Source organism: Burkholderia sp. E168m22 (genome assembly GCF_001319805.1).
Lineage (GTDB): Bacteria > Pseudomonadota > Gammaproteobacteria > Burkholderiales > Burkholderiaceae > Burkholderia > Burkholderia orbicola.
This window is the reverse complement of the sequence record NZ_BBSK01000067.1, coordinates 1-1,003: the sequence shown is the minus strand read 5'-3', so window position 1 is coordinate 1,003 and position 1,003 is coordinate 1. Positions and strand designations below refer to the sequence as shown.

General features: G+C 63.8%; 1 protein-coding gene and 1 pseudogene. One reads left to right on the top strand and one right to left on the bottom strand.

Annotated features, from left to right (window positions below; all coding sequences use genetic code 11):
* Positions 1-280, bottom strand: a 280-nt coding sequence (locus AP428_RS37685; protein ID WP_269434015.1) for a hypothetical protein, incomplete at its 3' end; no start/stop codon positions are given.
* Here AP428_RS37685 and AP428_RS37785 point away from each other — a divergent pair.
* Positions 204-1,003, top strand: a pseudogene (locus AP428_RS37785) (cell surface protein); the annotation flags it as partial. The gene AP428_RS37685 and the pseudogene AP428_RS37785 overlap by 77 nt on opposite strands.

The following is a 1,003-nucleotide window of genomic DNA, read 5'->3' as shown; positions in this document are numbered from 1 at the left end:
TGAGTTCGACCAACAGTTCGGTTACGTCGCTTTCCACGTCGGCTTCGACGGGACTGTCGTCGGCCAACAGCTCGATCACGTCGCTCTCGACCTCCACCTCGACCGGTTTGTCGTCGGCCACGAGCTCCATCGGCTCACTGTCCACCGGACTGAGCTCGACCAACAGCTCGGTTACCTCGCTTTCCACGTCGGCTTCGACGGGGCTGTCGTCGGCTAACAGCTCGATCACGTCGCTGTCGACTTCCACGTCGACCGGTCTTTCGTCGGCCACGAGTTCCATCGGTTCGCTGTCCACCGGCCTGAGCTCCGTCACGACGAAGACGAACAATCTCGGTACGAGCACGGCATCAGCACTCGGCGGCGGCTCGACCTACGACCCGGCGACGGGGACGGTTTCCGCGCCGGCATATACGACTTACAACGCGAACGGTACGACCTCGACCGCCAACAGCGTCGGCTCGGCGATCAACAACATCAACAGCCAGGGCATCAAGTACTTCCACGCGAACTCGAGCGGCGCCGACAGCACCGCAACGGGCGCCGACGCCGTCGCCATTGGCTCCGGCGCCGTCGCCAGCACGATCAATTCCGTCGCCGTCGGCCTTGGCGCCGTCGTCAGCACGGACAATTCCGTCGCGCTCGGCGCCGGCTCGAAGACCGTCGCGGCAACGCCCACGAGCAGCGCAACCGTCGACGGCGTGACGTTCAGCGGATTCGCTGGTGCCAACCCGGTCGGCGTCGTCAGCGTGGGCGATGCCGGCAAGGAACGACAAGTCACCAACGTCGCCGCCGGTCAAGTGACCTCCACCAGTACCGACGCGATCAACGGCAGCCAGCTGTATTCGGTCGCCCAGCAAGTCGGTACTGCGACCAGCGCCATTTCGTCGCTGTCGACTTCGACTTCGACTGGCCTGTCTTCGGCTAATAGCTCGATCACGTCGCTCTCGACTTCGACTTCGACGGGCTTGTCGTCGGCTAATAGCTCGATCACGTCCTTGTCGAC